The sequence below is a fragment of the Shinella fusca genome (genome assembly GCF_014203155.1).
Lineage (GTDB): Bacteria > Pseudomonadota > Alphaproteobacteria > Rhizobiales > Rhizobiaceae > Shinella > Shinella fusca.
In genome coordinates, this window is record NZ_JACHIK010000017.1 from 60,634 (window position 1) to 78,872 (window position 18,239).

19 protein-coding genes are annotated in these 18,239 nt (G+C 67.4%); 10 read left to right on the top strand and 9 right to left on the bottom strand.

Translation table 11 applies throughout. The features are described 5' to 3' along the window. The first annotated feature begins 4 nt into the window (after window positions 1-4). Window positions 5-1,903 (top strand): cobaltochelatase subunit CobT, encoded by a 1,899-nt coding sequence (gene cobT / locus HNQ66_RS19380; RefSeq protein ID WP_184145828.1) that lies wholly within the window; start codon window positions 5-7, stop codon window positions 1,901-1,903. After that, window positions 1,893-2,939, top strand: a complete 1,047-nt coding sequence (locus HNQ66_RS19385) for an esterase-like activity of phytase family protein (protein WP_343059567.1) — start codon at window positions 1,893-1,895, stop codon at window positions 2,937-2,939. The genes cobT and HNQ66_RS19385 overlap by 11 nt, the downstream gene beginning before the upstream one ends. A gap of 76 nt (window positions 2,940-3,015) precedes the next feature. Here the strand turns inward: HNQ66_RS19385 and HNQ66_RS19390 are convergent, their stop codons facing one another. Together HNQ66_RS19390 and rpmB are read right to left on the bottom strand one after the other, a co-directional pair. Beyond that, window positions 3,016-3,654: a VUT family protein gene (locus HNQ66_RS19390; protein ID WP_184145829.1), complete on the bottom strand. Its 639-nt coding sequence runs from the start codon at window positions 3,652-3,654 to the stop codon at window positions 3,016-3,018. Window positions 3,655-3,768: 114 nt separating this feature from the next. Then, window positions 3,769-4,059, bottom strand: coding sequence for a 50S ribosomal protein L28 (gene rpmB / locus HNQ66_RS19395; RefSeq protein ID WP_184145830.1), 291 nt, complete (start codon window positions 4,057-4,059; stop codon window positions 3,769-3,771). A gap of 283 nt (window positions 4,060-4,342) precedes the next feature. Between rpmB and HNQ66_RS19400 the strand changes: the two genes are divergently transcribed. Beyond that, entirely contained in the window at window positions 4,343-5,119 is a 777-nt protein-coding gene (locus tag HNQ66_RS19400; RefSeq protein WP_184145831.1) for a DUF3108 domain-containing protein, read from the top strand. A gap of 39 nt (window positions 5,120-5,158) precedes the next feature. Further along, window positions 5,159-6,040, top strand: a complete 882-nt coding sequence (gene yddG, locus HNQ66_RS19405; protein WP_184145832.1) for an aromatic amino acid exporter YddG — start codon at window positions 5,159-5,161, stop codon at window positions 6,038-6,040. Window positions 6,041-6,043: 3 nt separating this feature from the next. On the opposite strand, the gene gloB is transcribed toward yddG, so the two are convergent. Next, entirely contained in the window at window positions 6,044-6,808 is a 765-nt protein-coding gene (gene gloB / locus HNQ66_RS19410) for a hydroxyacylglutathione hydrolase (RefSeq protein ID WP_184145833.1), read from the bottom strand. 92 nt (window positions 6,809-6,900) lie between these two features. On the opposite strand from gloB, the gene HNQ66_RS19415 reads away from it, so the two are divergent. Both HNQ66_RS19415 and HNQ66_RS19420 read left to right on the top strand, forming a co-directional pair. Next, on the top strand, window positions 6,901-7,650 hold the full coding sequence (locus tag HNQ66_RS19415) for a class I SAM-dependent methyltransferase (protein WP_184145834.1): 750 nt from the start codon (window positions 6,901-6,903) through the stop codon (window positions 7,648-7,650). A gap of 63 nt (window positions 7,651-7,713) precedes the next feature. Continuing rightward, window positions 7,714-8,643 carry a prephenate/arogenate dehydrogenase family protein gene (locus HNQ66_RS19420; protein WP_184145835.1) on the top strand — a complete coding sequence of 310 codons (930 nt, stop codon included), beginning with the start codon at window positions 7,714-7,716 and terminating at the stop codon, window positions 8,641-8,643. Here the strand turns inward: HNQ66_RS19420 and HNQ66_RS19425 are convergent, their stop codons facing one another. Further along, entirely contained in the window at window positions 8,644-9,651 is a 1,008-nt protein-coding gene (locus HNQ66_RS19425; protein ID WP_184145836.1) for a DUF2125 domain-containing protein, read from the bottom strand. A 91-nt stretch (window positions 9,652-9,742) separates the two neighbouring features. On the opposite strand from HNQ66_RS19425, the gene HNQ66_RS19430 reads away from it, so the two are divergent. After that, complete coding sequence (locus HNQ66_RS19430) at window positions 9,743-10,294, top strand: gamma-glutamylcyclotransferase (RefSeq protein ID WP_184145837.1); 552 nt, start codon at window positions 9,743-9,745, stop codon at window positions 10,292-10,294. A gap of 97 nt (window positions 10,295-10,391) precedes the next feature. Here HNQ66_RS19430 and HNQ66_RS19435 read toward each other — a convergent pair whose 3' ends face one another. The 4 genes from HNQ66_RS19435 to ftsE form a co-directional block, all read right to left on the bottom strand. Next, entirely contained in the window at window positions 10,392-11,180 is a 789-nt protein-coding gene (locus tag HNQ66_RS19435; RefSeq protein WP_184145838.1) for a lysophospholipid acyltransferase family protein, read from the bottom strand. A 76-nt stretch (window positions 11,181-11,256) separates the two neighbouring features. After that, window positions 11,257-11,889 carry a YdcF family protein gene (locus HNQ66_RS19440; RefSeq protein WP_184145839.1) on the bottom strand — a complete coding sequence of 211 codons (633 nt, stop codon included), beginning with the start codon at window positions 11,887-11,889 and terminating at the stop codon, window positions 11,257-11,259. Between the two features lie 145 nt (window positions 11,890-12,034). Continuing rightward, entirely contained in the window at window positions 12,035-13,042 is a 1,008-nt protein-coding gene (locus HNQ66_RS19445) for a cell division protein FtsX (RefSeq protein ID WP_184145840.1), read from the bottom strand. Further along, a complete protein-coding gene (ftsE, locus tag HNQ66_RS19450; RefSeq protein WP_023513179.1) occupies window positions 13,035-13,694 on the bottom strand; it encodes a cell division ATP-binding protein FtsE in 660 nt (219 codons plus the stop codon). The genes HNQ66_RS19445 and ftsE overlap by 8 nt, the downstream gene beginning before the upstream one ends. Before the next feature lie 189 nt (window positions 13,695-13,883). On the opposite strand from ftsE, the gene HNQ66_RS19455 reads away from it, so the two are divergent. The 3 genes from HNQ66_RS19455 to HNQ66_RS19465 all read left to right on the top strand — a co-directional run bounded on the left by HNQ66_RS19455 (window position 13,884) and on the right by HNQ66_RS19465 (window position 15,605). Then, a complete protein-coding gene (locus HNQ66_RS19455; RefSeq protein WP_184145841.1) occupies window positions 13,884-14,552 on the top strand; it encodes a hypothetical protein in 669 nt (222 codons plus the stop codon). A 46-nt stretch (window positions 14,553-14,598) separates the two neighbouring features. Further along, complete coding sequence (gene hpt, locus HNQ66_RS19460) at window positions 14,599-15,144, top strand: hypoxanthine phosphoribosyltransferase (RefSeq protein ID WP_184145842.1); 546 nt, start codon at window positions 14,599-14,601, stop codon at window positions 15,142-15,144. 101 nt (window positions 15,145-15,245) lie between these two features. Beyond that, window positions 15,246-15,605 (top strand): response regulator, encoded by a 360-nt coding sequence (locus tag HNQ66_RS19465; RefSeq protein ID WP_184145843.1) that lies wholly within the window; start codon window positions 15,246-15,248, stop codon window positions 15,603-15,605. Window positions 15,606-15,608: 3 nt separating this feature from the next. Here the strand turns inward: HNQ66_RS19465 and HNQ66_RS19470 are convergent, their stop codons facing one another. Further along, window positions 15,609-18,167 carry a TIGR02302 family protein gene (locus HNQ66_RS19470; protein ID WP_184145844.1) on the bottom strand — a complete coding sequence of 853 codons (2,559 nt, stop codon included), beginning with the start codon at window positions 18,165-18,167 and terminating at the stop codon, window positions 15,609-15,611. Between the last annotated feature and the right edge of the window lie 72 nt (window positions 18,168-18,239).

Sequence of the window (18,239 nt, forward strand, 5' to 3'; positions counted from 1 at the left end):
GCGCATGGCAGCTCGCGGAGACAATTCGAAGCCGAGGCCCGGCGGCGTGGTCGACATGGAGCCGTTCCGCCGCGCGGTGACGGGGTGCGTGCGCGCCGTCTCCGGCGACGGCGAGGTGGAGGTCGCCTTCGCCAACGAGCGCCCGGGCATGACCGGCGAGCGCATCCGCCTGCCGGAGCTTTCCAAGCGCCCCTCGCCTGCCGAAGTCGCGATCACCCGCGGCCTTGGCGATTCCATGGCGCTGCGCAAGGCCTGCCACGACGCCCGCATCCACGCGACCATGTCGCCGCAGGGTGCGGATGCCCGTGCGATCTTCGACGCCGTCGAGCAGGCGCGCGTGGAAGCCATCGGCTCCAACCGCATGCAGGGCATGGCGCAGAACCTCACCACCATGCTGGGCGAGAAATACGCCAAGGCGAATTTCGGCGCGATCACCCACCAGGCCGACGCGCCTCTGGAGGAAGCCGTCGCCCTCATCGTGCGCGAGAAGCTGACGGGCCAGGCTCCGCCCGCTTCCGCCGGCAAGGTGCTCGACCTCTGGCGCGACTTCATCGAGGACAAGGCCGGCAAGGACATGGAGGGGCTTTCCTCCGCCATCAACGACCAGCAGGCCTTCTCGCGCGTCGTGCGCAACATGCTCGCCTCCATGAACGTCGCCGAACAATACGGCGAGGAGGAGAACGAGCCGGACGACAGCGAGACGCCCGAGGACGAGAACCAGCCGCGCAGCGACGAGCAGGAAGACAACGAGAGCCAGGAGGACGCCGGCGACGACGCAGCGCCCGCCGACGAGAACGAGACGTCCGACGAGCAGATGGACGAAGGCGAGATGGACGGCGCGGAAATCTCCGACGACGATCTCGTCGACGACGACGGGGACGACAGCGAGACGCCCGGCGAGGTTCGCCGCCCGAACCAGCCGTTCACCGACTTCAACGAGAAGGTCGACTACGCGGTCTTCACCGAGGAATTCGACGAGACGATCACCGCCGAGGAGCTTTGCGACGAAGCGGAACTCGATCGCCTGCGCGCCTTCCTCGACAAGCAGCTCGCCCATCTGCAAGGCGCCGTCGGCCGGCTTGCCAACCGCCTGCAGCGCCGCCTGATGGCGCAGCAGAACCGCGCCTGGGAATTCGACCTCGAAGAAGGCTATCTCGACAGCGCCCGCCTGCAGCGCATCATCATCGATCCGATGCAGCCGCTCTCCTTCAAGCGCGAGAAGGACACGACCTTCCGCGATACGGTCGTCACGCTCCTCATCGACAATTCCGGCTCCATGCGCGGCCGGCCGATCACGGTTGCCGCCACCTGCGCCGATATCCTCGCGCGCACGCTGGAGCGCTGCGGCGTGAAGGTCGAGATCCTCGGCTTCACCACCAAGGCGTGGAAGGGCGGCCAGTCGCGCGAAAAATGGCTAGGCAGCGGCAAGCCGCAATCGCCCGGCCGCCTCAACGACCTCCGCCACATCGTCTACAAGGGCGCGGACGCCCCCTGGCGGCGCGCAAGGCGCAATCTCGGCCTGATGATGCGCGAGGGCCTCCTGAAGGAGAACATCGACGGCGAGGCGCTGATCTGGGCGCATGACCGGCTGATGGCCCGCCCCGAGCAGCGCCGTATCCTGATGATGATCTCGGACGGTGCGCCGGTCGACGATTCGACGCTGTCGGTAAACCCGGGCAACTATCTGGAGCGGCACCTGCGCGCCGTGATCGAGCAGATCGAGACGCGCTCGCCGGTCGAGCTTCTGGCCATCGGCATCGGCCATGACGTGACGCGCTACTATCGCCGCGCCGTCACCATCGTCGATGCGGACGAACTGGCCGGCGCGATGACCGAGCAGCTTGCCTCGCTCTTTGCCGACGAAGCGACCTCCCGCCGCCCGGCCCGCCGCCGTGCAGGCTGAGCGGCCGCCGCTCGGCGGCCGCGCGGGCTTTCGGCGCCGCCTTGCCCTCCTCGCCCTTTCCGCCGCGCTCTGCCTGCCGGCGCTCCGGCCGGCCATGGCGGAGGCCATACAGGACATCCCGGTCTCGAACCGGGCCTTCCCGCATTTCGTCCTCGGTTCCGACCGCCGCGTCTTCGGCAAGCTCGAATTCCTCGGCGGCATCAGCTATTCGTCCAGCAATCCCCTGCTCGGCGCCGTCTCGGCCATCCGCTTTCGCGAGGACCGGCAGCATTTCGTCGCCGTCCTCGATACGGGGCACTGGCTGACCGGAAGCGTCGAGCGCGGCGCGGACGGCCTCTTGTCCGGCCTTGCGGACCTCGGGATCCGCTCGATGTTCGACAGGAACGGCGAGGACGAGAACGTCAAGTACCGGATGGATGCCGAGGGCCTTGCGATCGCCGGGGGCGAACTCCTCGTCAGCTTCGAGGTCTTCCACCGGATCGACGCCTATCCCGATCCCGGCTTCATGGAATCCCGGCCGGTCCGCCAGCTCCCCCTGCCCTTCGACCGGCGCGAGCTGCGCGCCAACCGGGGCATGGAAACGCTGACGATGTCACCCGCCGCCGGCCCGCTCGACGCGGTGCCCGTCGCCGTCACGGAACGCAGCCTCGACAGGGACGGCAACGTCTTCGCCGCAGTGCTGGATGGCCCCCGCGCGGGCCTCTTCGCGGTCAAACGCACCGATCCCTGGGACATCACCGACGGCGCCTTCCTGCCGAACGGCGACCTCCTGCTGCTCGAACGCCGCTTCCGCCTGTCGGACGGCATGGGCATGCGCATCCGCAGGATCGACGGTCAGACGATCCGGCCGGGTGCCGTCGTCGACGGCGACGTGCTGATCGACGCCGACATGAGCGAGCAGATCGACAATATGGAAGGCATGGACGTCGTCGCGATGGGGCCGGACGATATCCGCATCATCGTCGTTTCCGACGACAACCACTCCATCCTCCAGCGCAACCTGATGCTGGAGTTCCGGCTTCTGCCGGATAGATGAAACGCGGCCCCCGCCTCTCCCTTCGTCATCCTCGGGTCAAGCCCGAAGATGACGGCATGGTAGGAGCTAGGATACCTCAGGCCAGCTTCTCGACGCCCGGCATCGGGCGCAGGCGGCTCATCAGGGCGCCGTAGGGCAGCAGCATGACGAGACCGACGAGGAGCTTCACGGAGAAGTCGCCGATGGCCCAGGAGATCCAGCGCGGCGCCTCGGCCGTGAAAATGCCCAGCACCGGCGCGGAGGCAATGGCGAAGTCGTCGTTCGGCCCGAAGACCGAGAGGAACGGCGCGAAGGCGAAGGAGAAGAAGATCATCGTGTCGAGCACCGAGCCGATCAGCGAGGCGATCAGCGGCGCGCGCCACCAGGCCTGCCGGCGCAGCCGGTTGAAGACGGAGATGTCGAGGAGCTGGCCGGCGAGGAAGGCCGAGCCCGAGGCGATGGCGATGCGCGGCGTGGAGGCCGCGAAGGAAAAGAGCACCGCAACAAGGAAGCCCGCCGCCACGACCCGGCGCGCCACGCTCGGCCCGAACTGGCGGTTGGTAAGGTCGGTGACGAGGAAGGCGACCGGATAGGTGAAGGCGCCGTAGGTCAGGAGGTCGCCGAGGGCGATGCCGAACAGTTCGCCCGAAAGCGGATACTGCACCAGCACGTTGGAGGCGACGACCACGGCGGTCATCAGGAGGACGTAGACGAGGGTAATGCGGTTCGCGAGCATTTTTTTATCCTGGGTGATGCCACCAGTTGGAGGGACGGAAATGTAGGCAAAGCATCGAGGCCTGCCCGGAGCCCGGTCAAGCCTCAATGAAAACGATCCGGCTCGGGCCTGAAATCAGGCGGCGGCAGCGGTCTTCTTGGCGATCTGGCGGCGCAGCAGGCGGGCGCGCATCGACAGTTCGTTCTCTTCGGCCTTCAGCAGGAAGGCGTCGAGGCCACCGCGGTGCTCGACGGAGCGGAGCGCTGCAGCGGAAACGCGAAGACGGAAACGCTGGCCGAGGACGTCGGAGATCAGCGTGACATTGCACAGGTTCGGCAGGAACTTGCGCTTCGTCTTGTTGTTCGCGTGGCTCACATTGTTGCCCGACTGGACGCCCTTGCCGGTCAATTCGCAACTACGGGACATGGTACACCTATTTTTCTTACGTTCGGGACAATACGTTTCCGGCACCGAAACCGGCCGCAGTCCGCCTGGCCTTTTTTGGAAAGTCGCGGTTCTATAGTCACACTCGCCGCTGGCGTCAAGCCAAACCTGCGCCACGCGGGAAATCAGTTGCCAAACCGCATGATTCGTAGCCAATAACAGCATGGCCGGGAATTTTCCACGGCGTAGAATCGCCGCAATGGCAGGTTGGAGTATCCGGGCGGCGGAACATTGCCGACGGAGCGGTTCGATGAGGTTCGCAAGGATGAACGCGCGGGATTGGATTGCCGGTGCAGCCGTATCGCTTGCCCTTGCCGCAGGCGCGGCGCCGGCCCTTTCGGCCGAGGTCGAGCACAGGACGGACTACAGCATCCGCCTTGCCGGCCTGCCGGTGGCCACGGCAAGCTTCAGTTCGCTGTTCAAGGGCGACCGCTACTCCATTTCCGGCAGCCTGCATTCGGCGGGGCTTGCCGACATCTTCGCCCGCACGCAGGGCACGACCAGCGTTTCCGGCATCGTCAGCCGCGACAGGCTGCGCGCCACCTCCTATTCCGTGACCTATCGCAGCGGCAAGCGCGGCCGGGCGATCGACGTCACGTTCCGCAACGGCAACGTCACCCATGCCAGCATGGTGCCGGCGCGCAACAAGCCGGCCAACTGGGTGCCCGTCTCGCGCGCCGACCTGCGCTCCGTGCTCGACCCGATCTCCGGCCTCATCATCCCCGCCGGCGGCCGCATCTGCCCGAAGACGCTGCCGATCTTCGACGGGGAATCGCGCCTCGACCTCCGGCTGACCTCGAAGGGCACGAAGTCCTTCGCCACCGACGGTTTTGCCGGCGAGGTCGTCGTCTGCGGCATCCGCTTCATCCCGAAATCCGGCTACAAGAAGGGCCGCGAGGACGTCGAGTACCTGCGCAGCCTGAGCACGATGGAAATCTGGTTTGCCAAGGCCGACGCGGCAAATGTATATGCTCCGGTCTATGTGAGGATTCCGACCAAGCTCGGCCCTGTCACCGTCTCGGCCACGCGCTTCGGCGGCTGACCCGGCGTCCGGTCGGCTGACCGGATGGAGTGATCGGCCTTGAAGATGCGCGCAACCCTGATCGGCTTTTCGGCGATCCTCATGTGGGCGCTGCTGGCGCTCTTCACCGCGGCTTCGGGCAGGATGCCGCCCTTCCAGCTCTCCGCCGTCTGCTTCCTTATCGGCAGCCTGCCGGGCATCCTCGTGCTTCTCGCCCGCCCGCAGCGCGCCCGCCTGCTCCGCCAGCCGGCGAAAGTCTGGCTCACCGGCATCCTCGGCCTCTTCGGCTATCACTTCCTCTACTTCACGGCGCTGCGCAATGCGCCGGCGGTGGAGGCGAGCCTGATCGCCTATCTCTGGCCGCTGCTCATCGTCACCGGCTCGGCCCTGCTGCCGGGCGAGACGCTGAAATGGAACCATATTGTCGGCACGCTGCTCGGCCTTGCCGGCACCGTGTTCATCGTCGGCCGCAACGGCTTCTCCTTCGACGGCGCCTACGTCATCGGCTACGGCGCGGCCTTCCTCTGCGCCTTCACCTGGGCCGGCTATTCGCTGATGACTCGGCGCTTCGAGGCCGTCTCGACGGATGTGGTGACGGGCTTCTGCCTTGCCACCGCCATCCTCTCCCTCCTCTGCCACCTCATGCTGGAAACGACGGTCTGGCCCGGCACGGGCTTCGAATGGCTCGCCGTCGCCGGCCTCGGCCTCCTGCCGGTGGGCGCGGCCTTCTATGCCTGGGACTTCGGCGTGAAGAACGGCGATATCCAGATCCTCGGCGCGGCAAGCTATGCCGCCCCGCTGCTTTCCACCCTCGTCCTCGTCCTCACCGGCTTTGCCGAACCGTCCTGGGGGATCGCCCTTGCCTGCCTTCTCGTCACGGGCGGGGCGGTGCTGGCCGCCCGCGACATGATCTTCCGCCGGAGCGCGGTCGCGCCCGCCTGACGGTCAGAAGCGGTCCTTCCGGCCGCGGATCTCGGCAAAGACCTCCGCGTCGCTCGCCGTCTCCATGCCGAGATGACGGCGGATCGCCGGATCGCCTGCCCGCAGGAACGGGTTCGTCGCCTTTTCCAGCCCGATGGTCGTCGGCGCGGTGAAGCCGCCCGCCGCCCGCAGCGCCTCGATCTCCTCGACGCGGGCAAGAAGGGCGGCGTTGTCCGAGTCTATCGTCTTTGCGAAGCGCGCATTCGAGAGCGTGTATTCATGGCCGAAATAGACGGTCGTCTCGTCCGGCAGCGCGGCAAGCTTTTCGAGCGAAGTCCACATCTGCGCCGGCGTGCCCTCGAAGACGCGGCCGCAGCCGAGCGCAAAGAGCGTATCGGCGGCAAAGAGCAGCTTCTCCTCCGGCAGGTAGAAGCAGATATGGCCGAGCGTATGGCCCGGCGTCGCGATGACCTCCACGCGCCGTCCGGCGAACTCGAACACATCGCCCTCGTCCACCTTCCGGTCGATGCCCGGAATGGTCTCGCGCTTCGGCCCGATGATCGTCGCGCCGAAACGCTGCTTCAGCGCCAGGTTGGCCTCGACATGGTCGCCATGGTGGTGGGTCGTGAGAATGTGGGTCAGCGTCCAGCCGCGCCGGGCGAGCGCGTCGAGGATCGGCTTTTCCTCCGGCGCGTCGATGCTCGCGGTCGCGCCCGAGACGGGATCGTGCAGCAGCACGCCGAAATTGTCGCTGCGGCAGGGGAAAAGGTCTATTTCGAGCGGGGTCATGGGCAGTCCTCGTCATGTCGATCCATCGGTCGAGGGCGAATGTAAGGCAACCGGCCTTGAAGTCCACCGGGCGGTCACTAACATGGGACGCCATGCACACCGACATCGTCGACCTTCGCGAATTCTATCATTCCCCGCTCGGCCGCCTTGCCGACCATTCCATTTCCATGGCGCTCGCCTCGCTCTGGGCGCGCCTGCCGGACGAGCGGCTGGTGGGCCTCGGCTATGCCGTGCCCTATCTCGACCGCTTCCGCGCCGACACCGAGCGCACCTTCGCCTTCATGCCGGCCGGACAGGGCGCCGTGAACTGGCCGCCGGGCGAGCCCTCCTCCACCGCCCTCGTCTTCGACGAGGAACTGCCGCTGCCGGATGCCTCGGTCGACCGGGTCCTGATGGTGCATTCGCTGGAATTTGCCGAGAACCCGCGCGAGACGATGAAGGAGCTCTGGCGGGTGCTGGCGCCGGGCGGCCGGCTCGTCATCGTCGTGCCGAACCGGCGCGGCGTCTGGGCCCGCATGGAGCATACGCCCTTCGGTTCGGGCCGGCCCTATTCGCGCGGCCAGCTCACCGCGCTGCTCCGCGAGACGAACTTCACCCCCGGCGCCAGCGCCGAGGCACTGTTCTTCCCGCCCTCCAAGCTGCGCGGCGTCCTGAAGCTGCGCGGCGTCTTCGAGCGGCTGGGGCGCTTCCTCTGGCCGATGTTCTCCGGCGTCATCGTCGTGGAGGCCCAGAAGCGGCTCTACCAGGGCCTGCCCGTCGCCGCCCGCGCCTCGCGCCGCGTCTTCGTGCCGGTGATCGCCCCGCAGGGCGTGCCGACGACGCGCGAGCGCGCCTCACGCTGATCCCCTCGACAAACGAGGGCCTGCCCGCTAGAGCGGACGGGAAAACGGCAGGAGGCGACAGGCATGACCGACGGACATTTCGACAAGATCACCTTGATCGGCATCGGCCTGATCGGCTCCTCCATCGCCCGCGCCGTCAAGGCCAAGGGGCTTGCCAGAACCGTCACCATCTCGACCCGCAGCCAGGAGACGCTGGACCGCGCCCGCGAACTCGACCTCGGCACCGACTACGTCCTCGACGCGGGCGAGGCGGTGGAGGGCGCGGACCTCGTCGTCGTCTCGGTGCCCGTCGGCGCCTCGGGCAAGGTGGCCGAGGAGATCGCCCCGCATCTCAAATCCGGCGCCATCGTCACCGATGTCGGCTCCACCAAGGCCTCGGTCGTCGCGCAGATGCTGCCGCATATGCCGAAGGACGTGCATTTCATTCCCGGCCATCCGCTCGCCGGCACGGAGCATTCCGGCCCCGACGCGGGCTTCGCCGAGCTCTTCCAGGGCCGCTGGTGCATCCTGACGCCCGTGCACGGCACCGACAAGGACGCCAAGAAGAAGCTCGCCGCCTTCTGGGAGGCACTCGGCTCCAGGGTCGACGAGATGGACACGGAGCACCACGACAAGGTGCTCGCCATCGTCTCGCACCTGCCGCATATCATCGCCTACAACATCGTCGGCACGGCCGACGACCTGGAGACGGTGACCGAATCGGAGGTCATCAAATATTCGGCGTCGGGCTTCCGCGACTTCACGCGCCTTGCCGCCTCGGACCCGACCATGTGGCGCGACGTGTGCCTGCACAACAAGGACGCGATCCTGGAAATGCTGGCGCGCTTTTCCGAGGATCTCGCCTATCTGCAGCGCGCCATCCGCTGGGGCGACGGCGAAAAGCTCTTCGACCTCTTCACGCGTACGCGCGCCATCCGCCGCTCGATCATCGATGCCGGCCAGGATACCTCCGCGCCGAACTTCGGCCGTCCGGTTGCCGACGACAAGGGCTGATCAGAGCGGCGGGATTTCGCCGATGGGGAAGAAAGCGAGATAGACGGTGCCCTGCCGCAGCGTCAGCTTCACCGATGCCCGGTCCTGCCCGCCCGAAAGGCTTTTGATGGCCGAAGCCATCTTCCTTGCCGTTTTCGCCGTCTCCGGGAACAGTTCGGAAATCCGGTCGCGCCAGGCATCCACCCCCTCGACGGTGAGATCGAGCGCGCCGGAGACATAGCCCTCGTCATCCACCGAGACGGGGCCGGACAGCGTCACGGTCTTGCCGCCGCCAAGGTCGAGCGACAGGGCGCGCAGCTCCGTGCTCGTGCCGCGCGGCACGGTGCCCGGCACACCTTCCTTCGACAGCCAGCGCGCGGCGTCGGCGATCGTCATGTCGAGCGCGACGTCGACCGGCGGAAGCACCTTGTCCTTGAGGCCGAGGGTGAGCGCGTGAAGCGAGACGGCGACGTCCAGCGCCTCGCCCGAGCGCCGCACATGCTTTTCGCCATGGGTGGCGGAGACCGCGACGGTGAGGCCCTCGGAGGGGGCGTTGAGCGTGCCCTTCAGCCCGTCATAGGCGACGGAGGCCCGGTCGAGCCCGTCCGTGCCGGCGACGACGCTCGCATGGAGGAGGCTCCAGTCGGCATCGAAGACGATGTCCGGCGTCATGCGCACCTGCGCCGGCCCGTCGATCTCCACGACGGCATGGCCCGGCCAGTAGACCTGCGCGGCCGAGCGCAGCGCGCCGAAGGTCGCCGACAGGCCCGTCGGGCGGTCGTCGAAGCCGACCGCATCGCAGAAGACGCCGATGCGGAAGGGAAAGCCCCTTACATCCGGATTGCTGCACGAGGCGGAGTGGAGGCCCTGCTGCGAGGCTGCGAGTTCCTGCGTCACCCGGTCCTTCAGCCAGCTTGCGGCATAGAACCATCCGCCCGTATAGAGGGCGATGGCGAGAACCACGGCGATGGCGAGCCAGACGATCTTGCGCGAGACCCCGGACGTGCCGGCGCGGCTTGACGATGCCATAGTGTTCTCCAATGGTGGCGGGCGTGATTTGCCCGCTCTGCTCGATGCGAGAAAGCCGGCAAATGCGGCGGCTTTTTGAGAGGCGGTCCAGGTGACGGTGGATATGAACGAATTCTGGGTCTTTGGCTACGGATCGCTGATGTGGAATCCGGGTTTCGAATTCGAGGAGCGCCAGCCGGCGCATCTCTTCGGCTTCCGCCGGGTGCTCTGCGTGCGCTCGTGGGTGCATCGCGGGACGCAGGAAAAGCCCGGCCTCGTGCTCGGCCTCGACCGCGGCGGCTCCTGCCGGGGCGTCGCCTTCCGCGTCGCGCCGGAAAAGCGCGATCCCGTGCTCGCTTACCTGCGGGAACGCGAGCTGGTGACCCACGTCTACAAGGAGCGCACTCTGCCCGCCGCGCTGGCGGACGGGCGGCGCATCGCCACGCTCGCCTATATCTGCGACCGCGACCATCACCAGTTCGCCGGCTCCCTCTCCGTGGAGGAAGCCGCAAGCACGATCAGCACGGCCGTCGGAAAATCCGGCCGCAATATCGATTACGTGCGCAACACGCTGGAGCACCTTCGCGAAATGGGCATCCGCGACCATTGGCTGGAGGATGTCGGCCGCACCGCCGAAAGCCTCGCCACGCCGCTCTCTGCCTGATCAGGCGGAAGACCCCTCTGCAGAAAAATGGGAAGAAAGCGCAAGCCTCCAGCGTTCTCCCCCTTGTGGGGGAGATGCCGGCAGGCAGAGAGGGTCTTTAGGCAGCGCGCGCCTTCAATTCCGCCAGCCGATGCGCCGCAGTCGGCGGCAGCAGGAGGTGCGGATTGGCTTCGGCGGTCTCGACCAGCAGGCGGTCGCTCGCCGTCTCCATCACGTCGATGAGGTGGGCGAGGAAGGCGTCGGGCTCCATGCCCGGCATGACGGCCGGCAGGATGCGCACCTTGAAATGGCCGGGCTGGCGGATGAACTTGCGGCGCGGCCAGAAGAGGCCCGGATGCATGACGACGGGCACGACGGGCACTTGAAGATCGCGATAGAGCCGGGCGATGCCGTATTTGTATTCCGGCGGCGCGCCCGGCGGACGGCGGGTGCCTTCCGGGTAGATGATGAGCTGGCGGCCGGATTCCATCTCCGCCTTCGTGCGATCCATCACGGCGGCCATGGCCTTGCCGCGCGCGCTGCGGTCGACGGGCACCATGCGCTGCTTCTTGATGTACCAGCCGAAGAGCGGAATCCAGGTCAGCTCGCGCTTGAGGATATAGAAGGGATCGTCGAGCCAGGGCAGCAGCGCATAGGCGTCCCAGAAGGACTGGTGCTTGGGCGCGAAGATGTAGCCGCCGTTGGGGATGTTCTCCAGCCCCTCGATCTCGAAGGTCGTGCCGACGATGACCTTGAAGAGCCAGTGGTTGCTGCGCGCCCAGTTCTTGGCGATCACATAGGCCTTCTTGCGCGGCAGCAGGAAATAGACCGGCGTGAAGACGATCATCTGCACGATGAGGTTCGCGTAGAAGACGGCATTGAAGAGCACGGAGCGGAAAGCGAGCATCGGGCAGCCTGTAAGAGGACGTATCTTCCCGCCCTACACGATAATGCGGAGCGGGGAAACTCCCGTCGTCGCGATCTCAGGAGCCCGTCATGTCGGCGCGAAGGCCGGACCAGCTCCGCGCGCCGGCAAAGGCCCTGACGCCCGCCAGGCAATATTTGAGATATTCCGAAAGCATGGCCTTCATGACGCCCGGCTCGCGCAGCCAGTTGCCGTTCTTCAGGTCCGAATTGACGACCGGATAGGCGATGAACTCGGTCGTCGGATCGCTCGCCTTCAGTTCGAGGAGGCTGCGCGGCATATGGTAGTTGTTGGTGACGACGAGCACGCGGCGGAACTGGTGGTCGCTGATCCAGCGCGCCGCCTCGTTGGCGTTGCCGATGGTGTCGATCGCCTCGTAGCCCATGTCGACGCAGCACTCGAAGAGGGCCGACGAGGTCTGCGTGAGCTTGCGGATCTGGTTGCCGCTCGTCGTGGGATTGACGCCGGAAATGAGGAGCCGCCCGCCCGCGCCCTTCTTGAGGAGGTCGATGGCGTGGTCGATGCGCTGGTAGCCGCCGGTCAGCACGACGATGGCATCCGCCTTGGGATCGCGCGGCGCCTCCAGCGCGGCGACGGTCTCGGCGAAATAGAGAAAGCCGGCAATGCCTGCGGCGACGGCAAGCAGGATCGTCGCCAGGACGACGCGCACGACGAGTCGGGCGGGCCGCATGGGCCGGCGCCGCCGTCCTCCCTTCGGCCGGGTGCCCTCCGGCAATCCCGGCTTTGCCCGTTCCAGCACGTTCATGATTCCGTCCATAGACCCGGATTGCGGCAACGGATAGTCCGTTTCGCGGCGATGGCCCGTCTCATCCCGCTCATGTGTCGGGCAACTGGTCTGTGCGCGAGGGGTCGGAGCGGACGAGGTCGATCTCGTAGATCGTCCGCATCACCGTGAAGCGCGCCGTCAGCGTCGTCAGGATCGCGATCACGACCATGGTGGCGACGATGCCGAGATAGCCGGTGAACCCCATGGAGAAGGTGCCGAAGAGCGCGGTCGCCTGGTCGCTCTGGGGCGTGGCGATGGAGCGCCCCTGCCAGAAGCCGGCAATGGCGAAGAAGAGGGCGGCGAGGAACCCGCCGGCAAACGAGCCCTTGAGGCTGATCAGCAGGAAATGCTTCTGGAATTCGGAGGCGACGAAACTCGCCTCCGCTCCCACGAAATGCAGCACCTCGACGATATGCCGGTTGCCGGAAAGCGCGCCCCGCGTGGCGAACACCACCGTCAACACCATGGCGGAGAAGACGAGGACGAGCACGCCCGTGCCGATGAAAGCCGTGGTGCGGGCCATGGCGACGAGGCGGTCCACCCAGGTGCGGTGATCGTCGAGAAAGGCCTGCGGGATCTTCTCCGACAGCGCCTTTCGCATGGCGGAGAAATCCGGCGGGCTCTGCTCGTCGATGGTGACGATGACGAGGCGCGGCACCGGCAGCTCGTCGATGTCGAGGCCTTCGCCGAGCCAGGGTTCCAAAAGCCGCGCCGTCGCCGCCTTGTCGACGATGGTGCCGTCGCGCGTGCCGGCGAAGGTGAGCGCGAGGTCGCGCGCATCCTTCAGCGCCTGCTCCATGTCGAGATTGTCGTCCGGCTTGATCTGGATGGTGATCTCGCGGGAAATCTGGCTCTGCCAGCTCGCCGCCGTCGCCCGCACCATGCTGACCGCGCCGAAGGTGAGGCAGGCGAGAAAGGCCATGATGGCGATGACGAACATCAGCGCCCGGCCGGAGACGTTGGCCGGCGGCACGATGGGCGCCGTCGGGCGCACGCGCATTTCCGGCCTGCGGGCGGGGGCGGCTGTCTCGGCGGTTTCGCGGGGGGCGTCAGTCATAGATATCGAGCCGCCCCTGCGAGAGGATCATGCGCCGCGCCTCCACCTGGTCCATCAGCGACAGGTCGTGCGTGGCGATCACCACGGCGGTGCCGAGCCGGTTGAGCTCGAGGAAGAGGCTGAGGAGCCGGCGGGCCATCGGCGGGTCCACGTTGCCGGTCGGTTCGTCGGCGAGCAGCAGTTCCGGCCGGTCGATGAGGGCGCGGGCGATGGCCGCGCGCTGCTTCTCCCCGCCCGAAAGCACCGGCGGCAGCACGTTGATCCGCTCGCCGAGACCGACCCACTTCAGAAGTTCCAGCACGTCGGCGCGGTAGCTCGCCTCCTCCTTGCCGCGAACGCGCAGCGGCAGGGCGACGTTCTCGTAGGTCGTCAGGTGATCGAGCAGGCGGAAATCCTGGAAGACGATACCGATGCGCCGGCGCAGCATCGGCAGTTCGTCACGCGGGATGGTCGAGATTTCCCGGTCGAAGGTGCGGATGATGCCGCGCGTCGGCTGGAGCGACAGGAAGAGGAGACGCAGCAGCGTCGTCTTGCCCGCCCCGGACGGCCCCGTCAGGAACTGGAAGGACCGGCGCGGAATATCGAAGGTGAGGTCGCGGAGGATCTCCGGCCCCATCCCGTAGCGCAGTCCGACATTCTCGAAGTGAATCAATGGCCAACCCGGTTCTAGAAGCGCTCGCCCGCCGCCGTGGCAGTATCCCGGCCGGCGTCGCATGGGAAAACGGCTCTTTCACGGTCGGGTTTCCGAAGCATTAACCAGTATGGTTTACGTTTCGTAAGGATTTCATTCAATGCCCGACTTTTCGCAGGTGATTTTGCGAGGGCGGCAAGGGAGGTGGCGATGAACGCCTTCAGAGCGAGACAGCAGGCGAAAGGCCGGATCGACCTTCTGCCGCCGGAGCCGAAGGCGTCCGCCCGCCGGCACGGCCAGCACTTTCCCGCGCGGCTCGAAACGGTCGACGCCGAGTTCGTGGTGATCCGGGGCGGCGCCCCGCGCACCTCCAACGACAACCATCGCAAGGCTCGCCCGGCGAAAAGCCGGCCGCTGTCGCAGCATCTCGCCTTCCGGCTTCTCGCCGCCGGCGCGCGGCTCTGCGAAGCCGGGCTGCAGCGCCTTCCCCGCCATGCCTTCGCCGGCCTCACCGCCGGCGCCTTCCTCTTCGTCTTCGCTTATGCCGGCGGCCTTTCGGCGCTGAAGGCGGCGGCGACGGGCCCCGGCGAAACGCTCCGCATCGCCGGCGTCTCGGCGAGCCTCGACGACCGCAACGGCATGAAGGTGCTCTCCGTCTACGGCCGCATCGACAATACCGGCAGCGATACGCTCCGCCTGCCGCCGCTCGAAATCCGGGTGGAGGGCGCAGCGGGCATCGTCCAGCGCCGCCTTGCGCTGGAGGCGGATACGGTCGCAGCGGGCGGCAGCGAGGCCTTCGCGCTCCACATCCCCCATGGCGGCGGAAAAGTGCCGAAAGTCTCGGTTTCCTTCGCGGGCGAGGATGCGCCGGCCATCTGACTGTGCTAATCGGCTGCTTTACATCGACTGAGGGAGCCGCATCGCGATGCACATTGTCCGCGGAAAGAAGATCGAGACGCTCTACGACGCCGCGCAGATCGCCAGGCGCAACGAGGAGATGGCCGCTCAGATCGCCGCCGGCCCGACCAAGGACCTCCTCGTCATCGCCGTCCTCAAGGGCTCGTTCATCTTCGCCGCCGACCTCACCCGCGCGCTCCACGCGGCGGGCCTTGCGCCGGAAGTCGAGTTCATCACCCTGTCGAGCTATGGCGCCGGCACCGTGTCGCAGGGCGTCAAGGTCATCAAGGACATCGACAGCGACGTCCACGGCCGCGACATCCTCCTCATCGACGACATCCTCGAATCCGGCCGCACGCTCAGCTACGCCAAGGAGCTGATGTACGAGCGCGGCGCGCGCAACGTCACCATCGCCGTGCTGCTCGACAAGCGCGAGAAGCGCAGGACGGACCTCGAGGCCGATTATGTCGGCTTCGAATGCCCCGACCACTTCGTCGTCGGCTACGGCATGGACGTCGCCTATGCTTTCCGCGAACTGCCGTTCGTGGGCGTGGTGACGGGCGACGCCGAGTAACCCGTTACAAGATCCGCCGCCCGCCGTTTACGGATCGACAAGGAAAGTCTGGTCTTTTCAGGTCCGACCGGGGCCTGATGGATGGGCCCGAAGGGGGATTGATGGCCAGAATCCTGATCACCGAGGATGAAGATTCGCTGCGCACCTTCGTGGCGCGCGCCCTGCGCATGGACGGGCATGAGACCGTGGAAGCGCCGGACGGCGCGGCCGGGCTCGATGCGCTCGAAGAGGGCAGCTTCGATCTCCTGCTTTCCGATATCCGCATGCCGGTGATGGACGGCATCGAGCTTGCCCACAAGGCCTCCGCGGCCCATCCCGCCCTGAAAATCCTGCTGATGACCGGCTATGCCGACCAGCGCGAGCGCGCCGACGACCTTTCCGCCAAGATCGTCGATGTCGTCAGCAAGCCGTTCAGCCTGCCCGATATCCGCCGCGCCGTCGCGATGGCGCTGGCCGCCTGAGGCTCAGCGGATTCCGAGAAGCCGCTCCAGGTAGTCCCGCTCGAAGGCCGGCGCGCCGCCCGTGCCGAGCCGGCGGCGGATTTCTTCCAGGATTTCCCGCGCACGCTGGATATCGATCTCTTCCGGAACCTTCGTCGTGCCGCCGAAATCGGGGCCTTCCCCGTTGGCGTTGCGCTCGCGGCCGAGCGGATCGCGGCCGTTGCGGCCGGCCTGCGGCATGCCCTGGCCTTGGCCCTGCCCCATGGCCTGCATCTGGTTCATCATGTTCTGCGCACCCTTGCGCAGCGCTTCCAGCGCACGGCCCTGGCTGCCGACGGCGGGCTCGCCCTGCCCTTCGCCGAGCGCCTGCGAGGCGCCCTTCATCTCGCGGCCGGCCTCGCCGAAACCCTCGCCCGGCTTCAGGCCCATGCCCTTCAGCGCACCCTGCAACTCGCCGAGCTGCTTGCCGAGATCGTCCTGCTGCTGCTGGAGACCTTTCAGCGCCTCGCGAAGCTGGTCGGCGGTCATCCGGTCCGTAGGCTGGCGGCCGGTGCCGTCGTCGCCCGGCTGCTGTTCGCCGCTCTCGCCCTCCATCGGGTCGCCGTTCATCTGCCGGTCGCGCAGCGCCTGATCGAACTGGAACGTCTGCTCCATGAGCTGCTGCTGCTTCTGCATGAGCGCACCGAGCTTGTCCATCTGCTGGCGCATGGCGTCGTTCTGCCGGCCCTGCTGCGGCCGTCCGGCCTGCAGGTTGTTCATCATGCGCTGCAATTCGGAGAGCATCTGCTGGGCCTGGTCACGCGCGCCGGAGCGCGCCAGGTTCTCGATCTGGTCCATCATGCGCTGCAGATCCTGCTGGCGCAGGACGCGGCCCCGCTGCTGGGCGTTCTGCTGCCCTTCACCGTTCTTGGCCGCCTGCCTGGAAAGCTCCTCCATATAGGCCTGCATCGCCTCGCGCAGCTCCTTGGTGAGCTTGGCGATCTCCTGATCGGAGGCATTGCGCTCCAGCGCCTCGGAAAGCGCCTTCTGCGCTTCGCGAAGGCGCCGGTCGGCGAGCGACAGGTTGCCGTCCTCGATGCCGAGCGCGATCTCCCAGAGATAATCCGCCGCATCGCGCATCTGGTCGTCCGTGCGGGCGAGCTTCATGCGCGCGGCGGCCGATTGCAGCAGGAGGTAGTGCGTGACGTTGGGGATCGTCTCCTCCGGCCGGATCGTCAGCGCCTCGTTGAGCGCGATGGCGCGCGGCAATTCCCTGGCGTCGAGCGCGAAGACCTGCCGCTCCTCCGCGACGGCGCCGGCCAGCGGTTCGAAGAAGGCTTTCGCCGGCAGGATCATCTCGACCGGCTGGCTGCGTCCTTCCTGCCCGGCGGCATCCTTGGCGACGAGCGTGATCTTCACGCGCTTTCCGGAGAGCGGGTGTTCGGACAGGTTGCGGCTCGTCGTGCCCTTGGCCTCGCGCGCGGCGCGGCGCGGCAGGTCGAGCCGGTATTCCGGCAGCGGATAGAGCGCGCGTGCGTCCTTCGGCTCGTCCACCGGCACGATCTCGGCATGGGCCTCCTGCAGCCCGTAATCGTCCCTGGCGATGAAGCTGATCTCAAGCGCCGCCGCCACGGTGCGACGCGGAATGCCGTCGAAGGCGATTTCCGGCACCCGGTCCGGGATGACCGCAAAGGCCCATTGCCGGCCGCCGACCGTCAGCCGGCCGTCCTTGACGATCTTGTAGTGCAGGATGCGGGCGGGCCTTGCCGCCGCGCCGTCCTTCGGCTTTTCCGCCTCGGGGCGCAGCACGGTGGCGTTTCCCTCGCCCGCAGCCTCGTAGCGCATGTCCTCGCCGCTGCTGTCGCCCGTGACGCGCACGGTAAGCTCGCTGAATTGCGGGATGCGGATCTCGCCCTTTTCCGTCTCGCCGTCCGCATTGCCCGTCAGGAAGATGGGCGCGCGCGCCGTATGCGCCGGCGGCGTCACCCAGGCGTCGATCCGCACGTCCGGCGCCGCCTCGGCCTGCACGCGGAAGGAAACGACGTCGTAAAGAAGGCCGCCGCGGTTGGAATAGGAGAAGGCAAAGGCGACGGCGAGCAGCAGCACGGGCACGGCCCGCAGCCCGTGGCGGTCGTGGCGCGCGATATCCGGCGACGGCGCGCCCGTGCGGAGCGCCCCGATCATCCGCGCCATGCGGGACTGGTGCTCGCGCCAGAGCGCTTCGGCGAAGGCGTCGCCGCCCGCCGGCCGGTCGTCCTGCACGCGGATCGCCTGATGGGCGAGCGCATTGCGCGCCTCCAGCATGCGGTCGGCCGCCTCGCCGGAAGGCCAGCCGAGACCGCGCAGGCGCAGCAGCAGCGCGACGAGGCCGGCGGCGAAGGCAAGAAGCGTCGCGCCGTGCAGCCAGGCCGGCACATGGCGGAAATAGCCGAACCAGGTGAGCGCGAGGAAGCCGGCGACGAGAAGCAGGACCGGCAGCAGCCGCGGCGCCAGCGCTTCGAGGAAGAGGATCGTCCGGACGGCGAGGCGCTTGCCGGCAAGCCGGCGCGCCAGCGTCCTGCCGGCCGCATCCGTCCCGCGCTGCCCGTCCGTTTCAATCGCCATCGTGCGCCGTTCTCTGCTGCTCGTTGTCACGGCCTGAGGATACCATGCTTTGTGGCGAAGACGAGGGCGGCC